This is a genomic window from Flavobacterium sp. (genome assembly GCF_036405015.1).
In the GTDB taxonomy this organism is placed as follows: domain Bacteria; phylum Bacteroidota; class Bacteroidia; order Flavobacteriales; family Flavobacteriaceae; genus Flavobacterium.
In genome coordinates this window covers 63,863-72,700 of the sequence record NZ_DASWYK010000062.1, presented here as the reverse complement: position 1 = coordinate 72,700, position 8,838 = coordinate 63,863, and the positions used below count along the sequence as shown (strand labels likewise).

Genomic DNA, 8,838 nt, shown 5'->3' with positions numbered 1-8,838 from the left:
TTTATTTTTTTTTAATTGAAGATTATTTATCGTAAACATGCCCAGAAAAATATTGTTTTAATAGTATATGATTAAAATAATAAATTATTGTAAAAATAAATGACAGTGTTTTGAATAAGATTCAATATTGTATAGTCTTGATGATTGATATATTGTAAGTTAAGTCTTGTTTTAATTCACAATAAAACAGAATACAAATTAAATTTCGATTCTTTTTTGAAGTATATTTATAAAAAATATAGATTTGTCTTTTTTTCAGACCTTCTTTTTTATAGGAAAATATTCAATCTATAAATTCAATATTTTTAAATTATGAAAAGGAAGTTATTTTTATTAGTCAGCTTAAGCTGTAGTGTGATTTTCTCACAATCCGTAAAAAAGCCTTTGGTTAAAGCAATTACTTTAAAGGATCTTAAAACGGACATGTACCAAATGGCAGGCGATCATTTTAATGGACGCGAAGCCGGAACCTTAGATGAATTAAAAGTTTCTGTATGGTTGGCAGAAAAAGCAAAAGAAGCTGGAATGTTGCCTGCAGGTGATGACGGTACTTTTTTTCAGTTTTTTGACTTGTACAGACACCAGGTTACCAATTATTCCAAATTCAAGATTGGACAAAAAGACTTCAAATTATGGAGCGAGGTTTTAATTGCGGAAACCACCACAAATAAAGTGGATGCGCCTTTGCTTTTTCTAGGAAAGGTTTCTCCTGAAGAAATCAGAAAGATTGATGTAAAAGGAAAAGCTGTGGTTATAATAGCTTCTAGAGATGGAATAGCTGATAATATTTCACTTTTTGAAAGACGTTATCCGGGCTTTGTAAAACAAAAATATTACGAAGATTTAGCTTATCGCGGAGCGTCTGCACTTATTATTGTCGCAGATGACTTGGGAGAAAAAAGTTGGTCTGAGGTAGAGCCACAAATGAAACGCGGGGTTTATGGTATTGAAGGCTATCGTGATAAAATGCCTGTTCCGCCTAGAATGCCTGCTTTTTGGGTTCATAATGATCAGTTAGAATTTCTAAAAAATAGCAAAGAACATGTAGTAGCCGAAGTAATTTCTGAAACTTATAAATATCCTTCTGTAAATGTTGTTGGAAAAGTAGAAGGTACAGATCCGAAATTAAAAAATGAATATGTTCTTTTTAGTGGACATCAGGATCATGATGGTGTGAGACAGAAATATGGACAAGATTCGATTTACAATGGCGCAGATGATAATGCGAGTACTTGTGTAGCAATGTTGGCTATTGCAAGGGCTTTTAAAAAACAACCCGCAAAAAGATCGGCTTTATTTGTATTTCATGGTTCAGAAGAACGAGGATTATTAGGTTCAAGTTGGTATGCGTCAAATCCGACAGTACCTGAAAAAGATATTATTGCCGTTTTGAATGGTGATATGATCGGAAGAAATGATATCAATCAAGCAGCACTTTTAGGTTCGAGCGATCCGCATCAAAATTCTCCTGATCTTGTAAATGCTGCTAAAAAAGCCAATGAGGAAGGGCCTAAATTTGAATTAGATAAACTTTGGGACAGGCCAGAACATCCTGAGTTTTTCTATTTTAGATCAGATCATTTGCCTTATGCTCAAAAAAATATTCCAGCTGTTTTTTTTACAAGTGTACTGCATAGTCAATATCATACTCCAATGGATGAATCAGAAAATATTGATTTCGGAAAACTGTATAAAATGACAGAATGGATGTACCGAACAGGCTGGATTTTGTCTAACGATTTAAAACGCCCAGGTGTAAAAACCTCTAAATAACATAGGATTTATAATCCTGAAATAATTTTATGTAGAAAAAAAGATGTAGTTATGAGGTAAGGCTCACGTTACAATAGATTAATCCGGCAAAGGTTTTTTTGCCGGATTTTAATTTTATATGAATTGGTCTCTAATTATGTAATTGAAAAAATCGTAAACATTTTCTTTTTCCAGAGTTGTAGACCATCATTAAGTACTTTTTTATTTGCAATGAATATTCAGGTTGTAACTTCTTGCTTAACAAAATTACTTCCAATATAGTATTGATACTTTAACTAAAGTACTAAATAATCAAGACCCTGTCTCTCTTGTAAGATTTTTTTTTGAGTTTAAATTTAGAAAGAGTAATGAGAAGTTAAAAAGGCTTCTTAAAATCTATTTTGGAATTCATTTAAACAGATTCAAATTAATTTAACACAAAGATAAATTAACTTTTTAGGTATTTTTTGTCTGTTGTTTTTCATTTGCTTTTTAAACTCACATGGAAAGAAATCTTTTGAAAATGACAGACGACGAACTTCAGAAATTAATTTTTGAAGGAAACGATGCTGCGTTTTCAATTATTTTTAACCGTTACTGGAAAAAGCTTTATACTTATGCTTTTAAGATTTATAAGGATGAAGCCATTTGCGAAGACATCGTTCAGGAAATTTTTATCAGTCTCTGGAAAAATGCTTCCAGTACAGTGATTTTAAATCTTGAAGCTTACCTTTTTAGAGCTGTAAAATATAAAATTGCCAATCAGATTAGAAACTTAAAATTTGATCAGCAACATATTGAAGTTTTAGATTCTATTCCCGATCCTGGTTTTACGATAAACGATTTAGAATACGTTGATTTCGAGAAAAATATCAACGATCAGATTAACAAATTGACTCCCAAATGCCGTGAAGTCTTTTTGTTGAGCAGAATTGAACATTTTACTAATGCTGAAATTGCGGCAAAATTAAATCTGTCTATTCACACGGTAGAGAAACATATTAGCAATGCACTTAAACAGCTTCGTTTAAATTCTGCTTCTTATAATTATCTTCTTTTTTACTGGGCGGCATTCTTTTATGTTAATTAAAAAACACCGATTTTAAGAAAACGTTAAGCCTGCTTTTTCGACTACTTGTTTGAATCAAAATATGTGACTTGTCTATAAAAGCATATATTTTGAAAAAAGAAAACTTTTTGCTTCTGGCAAAAAAATACGAAGAAGGTAACTGTACACCTGAAGAAAAAATAGCTGTTGAAGCGTTTTTTGATAAGATGCAGAATCAAACATCAGATCTAGAAAATCAAATTTCTGATGAAAAAGGTGACGCAATTCTAAATAAGATACTTTTAGAATTAGAAGTTAAACCAAAAAAATATTCAATTCGTAAAGCATTAAAAGTTGCTGCTGTTTTAGTGACTGGTCTTACAATTGCATTTACTGCAGCCAAATTTGCATTTAAACCAAAAGAAATTACGCAGATTACAGCTAAAGGAGAAAAAAAAGAAATTTTTCTTGAAGATGGCAGTGTCATTGTTTTAAACTCTAATAGTAGTATTACTTACCCTGAAAAATTTGAATCAACCAGAAATATAGAACTTGTTGGACAAGCTTATTTTAAAGTTTTCAGAGATGTTAAAAGACCTTTCGTTGTACAAACTCATGATGTAAAAGTAAGGGTTTTGGGAACTTCATTCGACATCAATTCTTATAATCATCATGATACCAAAGTGAGCGTAATTACTGGAAAAGTAGAAGTGACTTCGCCAACCGGAAAAAAAGTACAAATCACCAAGAACCAACAAGCCGATTTGATTCGAAATTCTGATTTACAGATTTCTACAGAAAACAGTGATGATAAAATCGCTTGGATCAGCAACACAATCATTCTTAAAAACACCAAACTTTCTGAAACGGTTAAAATTATCGAAAACTGGTATAATGTAGATATTACTATTGAAGATCAGGAATTGAATGATCTTACGATTTCAGGAAAGTTTAAAGATGAAAAACTGGAAAATGTTCTGGAAAGTATCGCCTATTTGAAACAACTAAAAATAAATTACACCACTAAAAACCAAATTACTATAAGAAAAAAGACACCATAAAAAAACAGCCAAAAAAAACAAAACCCGCCTCCGGTGCAACGGAAACGGGCATTTTAAAACAGACTAAAAATAAAATTTATAGCCTAATAGTAATGAACACGAAACTACAATTTTTTTTCAATAAGTATATCAAGATGAAAAATCTTTACTTAATGATTTTATTAATTTTTTCCTTTAACGGATTTGCCTTAGGACAATCTGCTAAAGACGTACAAATAAGCCTGAATTTAAAAGACGCAACCATTACAGAGTTTTTTAAAGCAGTAGAACAAAAAACGACTTTCACTTTTGTTTTTGATGAAAAAATATCAGGAACCTCACAACGCATTTCGATTTATGCAGACAAGGAAAGTCTTGACGGAGTACTGACAAAAATTGCCTCAAAAACTGGATTGTCTTTTAGAAAATTAAACAATACCATTACGGTTACGCACAGTGGTCGTGCACAAATGAATGTTCGCGGAAAAGTATTAGACGAAAGCGGTATGCCGATGCCAGGTGTTACAATTCTAGAGAAAGGAACAAAAACTTCTACCATGACCGATATGGAAGGTAATTTCAGCTTTGCCGTAAGTTCTTCTGCTGTTTTGGTTGTTTCTTACATGGGATATATTTCTCAGGAAGTTAATGCTAGCGCTGGTCTAATTACAATAACATTGAAACCAAGTACTAGTGAGTTGAACGAAGTTGTTGTAACGGCATTAGGGATTAAAAGAGAAGAAAAAAAATTAGGATTCTCTCAGCAAACCATTAAATCTGAAAACTTATCGCAAGGAAGACCAAATAACTGGTCGTCTGGTCTTAAAGGAAAAGTAGCAGGATTGAGTATTACTTCTACAGGTTCTGGACCTTTAAATTCACAACAAATTACTCTGAGAGGAAACCGATCGTTAAGTCCAAAAGGGAATTATGCTCTTATTGTGGTTGATGGAGTTCCTGTTAACGCCGAAATGACAACTTCTGGTTCTACAAGTGCGTACATGGGAGAAGATTCTCCAATTGATTACGGAAACGGTATTTCAGATTTGAATCTAGATGATATTGATGCAGTAACTGTTCTTAAAGGTGCGGGTGCAACTGCGCTTTACGGAAGCCGCGCGGCAAACGGTGCGTTGATCATTACCACAAAATCAGGAAAGAAAAATAAAGGTTTAGGAATTTCATTCAACACTGGTGCTACTTTCGATGTCATTCAAAGATGGCCAGATTATCAATACAAATACGGACAAGGAACTGGAAATTCTCCAGATGCATCAGGAAATCAATATTATTCTTATGGAAATTCGGCAGATGGAACTTCAACCAGCGGAACGAGTAGTGCTTGGGGACCTGCTTTTGAAGGACAGAATTTCTACCAATACGATCCTGTTGTGCAAGGACAATCTCCAGAAAGACGTCCTTGGCAGCCTTATAGAGATAATCGTAAAGATTTTTGGAGAACTGGTGTGACTTTAAATAATAATATTTCTATTCAAGGTGGTGATAATAAAGGTTCAATGCGTCTTTCTTTAGGAAATCAAAAGAATGAATGGATTATGCCAAATACTGGTTTTGATAGAGTTACAGCGGCAGTTAACGCGAATTATCAGGTTTCTGACAAAATTAAATTGGGAACATCTGTAAATTATAATACTAGAAATAGTGACAATTTGCCATCTACAGGATATAACAATGGTTCGATTGCTTATTTCATGATTTTTCAACAACCGAATATTGATTTAGATTGGTATCGTCCGATTTGGGAGAAAGGAAAAGAACAGATTGCACAATTGCATCCTTTTAGTTCTTTTATAGATAACCCGTATTTGATTGCTTATGAAGCGACAAATACCTTAGACAGCGATCAGATTGTGGGGAATATTTTTGCGAATATCAATTTAGCTCCAAACTTAGATTTGATGTTGCGTTCTTCTATGAATACTTACAATCAGACGAGAGAGCAAAAAAGACCTTACAGCATCAACAGATATGCGAAAGGATTTTATGAAAGACAAGATGTTTTCAAACAAGAAATCAACTCTGACTTTTTACTTTCTTATAAAAAGGATTTTGGTGATAAATTCTCGCTATCGGCTTCAGCTGGAGGAAATGCGATGAGTTATAAATATAGAAGAACTGAAGCCGAAGTTACTGGTTTAGTTGTTCCTGGAGTTTACAAACTTTCAAATGGTTCTAGTGCGCCAATTTTGACTTTGGGTGATGCTAATAAAAAAATGAACAGTTTGTATGGTTTAATATCAATGTCGTATCGCGATATGCTTTTTGTTGACGTTACAGGAAGAAATGATTGGACGAGTACACTTCCAGTAGAAAACAATTCATTCTTTTATCCGTCAATCAACACCAGTGCAGTTATTTCTGAAATGTTTACGCTTCCAAAATCAATTGATTTCTTAAAATACAGACTTTCTTTTGCTCAGGTAGGAAACGATACGGAACCTTATAAAACACAGAAATATTATGGACAAAGTGCTTTTCCAAGTTCTGCTCAGACTTTAACGGTTTTGTATAATGATCATTTTAAACCTGAAATTACAACGAGTTTTGAAACAGGTTTCGAAATCAGAATGCTGAAAAACCGACTTACAGCTGATGCAACAGTTTATGAAAGTGTGACCAAAAACCAGATTATTGATATTCCGATGGATTTCTCTACAGGTTATAGTGGAGCCGTTTTAAATGGAGGAAAAGTGAGAAACCGAGGAATCGAACTTACTCTTGGCGGAAAAATCATTGACGGTGAAAATTTCAAATGGAATTCGACTATAAACTGGTCAAGAAACTGGAATAAAGTAATGGAATTACCAGAAGGAATCGATGGACAGCAAATCATTGGTACAGGAGGAACAGCTTCTATTATTGCAAAAGTGGGTGGAACTACAAGTGCGATTTATGGTTTTGGTTTCGTAAGATCTCCTGATGGTCAAATTGTTTATGATAGTGCAGGTCTTCCGGCTTATCCTGAAGAGATTCAATATATCGGTGATGCTAGTCCAAAATGGAAAGCGGGTTTTACCAATAGTTTTTCGATCGGAAACTTTACTATGAATGTGACTTTAGATGGTCAATACGGTGGAATTATTTATTCACAAACACACCACAAACTTTCAGAACAAGGAAAATTAAACTCCAATAGTATGGGGAGAGAAACCGGATTCATCACTGGTGAAGGTGTAGTTCAAAATGCAGACGGATCTTATTCTCCAAACACAAAACAAGTAAAAACAGCAGATTGGTACGGTCGTTATTACAGAAGAGCCAATATAGAATCGAACTCTTTTGATGCTTCTTTTGGAAAACTGCGCGAAATCAGTCTTCAGTACAATCTTCCAAAAAGATGGTTGAGAAATACAGGTTTGCAATCTCTACAATTTTCTTTATTCGGAAGAGATTTAGCAACTGTTTCAGATTTCCCAATTTATGATCCAGAAACAGCAGCATTAAACGGAGATACCATTTTGCCAGGTATCGAAATGGGACAAATGCCATCACCAGCTACTTATGGTTTCAATTTAAGTTTGACTTTATAATAAGACAATGAAAAAGATAAAAATTACAGCAATACTTCTATTACTAACAGGAATTAGCATTTCTTGTTCATCAGGTTTCGAAGAATTAAATGAAAATCCGAACCTTATTACAGAAATAAGTCCAGGAACATTATTAAACCCGATTATTTACGGAGTGGCTTCGCAAAATGCAAGTCAAAGTGTAGATGTTACCTTCAATTTAATGCAGGTTTCACTTCCTTTTCCAAGTATTACGGGTGGTTTGCATCGTTATGATGTGAGCAATAATATTGGTAACTCGGCTTGGAATAACTATTACAAATGGCTTTCTAATATTAGAGAAATGCGTATGGCTTCAGTAAAAGCTGGAGATGGTAATTACGAGGCGGTTGCTTTAACTCTTAATGCTTTGGTTTATGCCAATCTTACGGATCTTTTCGGTCCAATTCCGATGACGGAAGCAGTGCGTGGAGAAGACGCGATTTTATATCCGAAATACGATAAGCAAGAGTTTATTTATGAAACACTTTTAGCTGATTTAGAAAGAGCCAATACGCTGTATGATACCAGTAAAGCTATGATTTATACGGAAGATATTTTGTTTCAGAATAATGTGTTAAAATGGAAGAAGTTTACGAATTCTTTATTGATGAGATTGTTGCTAAGAGTTTCAAACAGAACAGAAACAGGAGCTTTTGAGAAACTAGCATATATGGCCAATCATCCAGAAATTTACCCAGTTTTTACCACTACTGCTGAAAGTGCAATTTTGAAAGTAACGGGTGTTTCTCCGAATATGTCTCCATGGGGAAGACCTCAAGATTTTAATTTGAATATCAAAATGGCTTCTTTCTTTATTGATAACCTAAATACGCTCGAAGATCCAAGAAGAGCGATAATTGCTACAGGAGCAACAGCTTTGGTAACTAATGCTCCAATAGGATTTAAAGGAATTACAAGTGCTTATGCTGGTGCAGATTCTCAGTTTAAATACAATGCTTCTACACTTTTGAATACACAAGTACAAAACCCGATGCAGATTTTAATTTTAACGTATGCTGAAGTTGAATTTATCAAAGCAGAATTAGCGCAACGTGGTCTTATTGCAGATGCACAAGGACATTACGAAAAAGGGGTTAGAGCAGGAATTGAACAATTAAAAGCAACAACTCCAACCACATATTTTGATAAAGCAGAAGCGAAGTATGACGGAACGCTAGAAAGAATCATGTTGCAAAAATACTACGCTTTGTATTTTACAGATTATCAGCAATGGTTTGAATATCGTAGAACGGGACTTCCTGTATTACCAACCACAACTGCAATGCTGAATAACGGAATTATGCCATCTAGATTTACTTATCCAGATAATCAGCAGATTAAAAATAATGCAAACTATTTAGAAGCTGTTGAAATGGTTGGCGGTGATAATATTAATACCAAAGTTTGGTGGGACAAATAAAATCAA

Annotated in this window: 5 protein-coding genes; all 5 read left to right on the top strand. The window is 33.9% G+C overall.

Annotation, left to right across the window (positions count from 1 at the left end):
* Positions 1-312: 312 nt before the first annotated feature.
* The 5 genes from VGE71_RS05120 (at position 313) to VGE71_RS05100 (ending at position 8,832) form a co-directional block, all read left to right on the top strand.
* Positions 313-1,773 carry a M28 family peptidase gene (locus tag VGE71_RS05120; RefSeq protein ID WP_331137335.1) on the top strand — a complete coding sequence of 487 codons (1,461 nt, stop codon included), beginning with the start codon at positions 313-315 and terminating at the stop codon, positions 1,771-1,773.
* Positions 1,774-2,254: 481 nt separating this feature from the next.
* Entirely contained in the window at positions 2,255-2,842 is a 588-nt protein-coding gene (locus VGE71_RS05115) for an RNA polymerase sigma-70 factor (protein WP_331137334.1), read from the top strand.
* A gap of 89 nt (positions 2,843-2,931) precedes the next feature.
* On the top strand, positions 2,932-3,861 hold the full coding sequence (locus tag VGE71_RS05110; RefSeq protein ID WP_331137333.1) for a FecR family protein: 930 nt from the start codon (positions 2,932-2,934) through the stop codon (positions 3,859-3,861).
* A gap of 152 nt (positions 3,862-4,013) precedes the next feature.
* Entirely contained in the window at positions 4,014-7,391 is a 3,378-nt protein-coding gene (locus VGE71_RS05105) for a SusC/RagA family TonB-linked outer membrane protein (RefSeq protein ID WP_331137332.1), read from the top strand.
* Positions 7,392-7,398: 7 nt separating this feature from the next.
* Positions 7,399-8,832: a SusD/RagB family nutrient-binding outer membrane lipoprotein gene (locus tag VGE71_RS05100; RefSeq protein WP_331137331.1), complete on the top strand. Its 1,434-nt coding sequence runs from the start codon at positions 7,399-7,401 to the stop codon at positions 8,830-8,832.
* Positions 8,833-8,838: the final 6 nt, after the last annotated feature.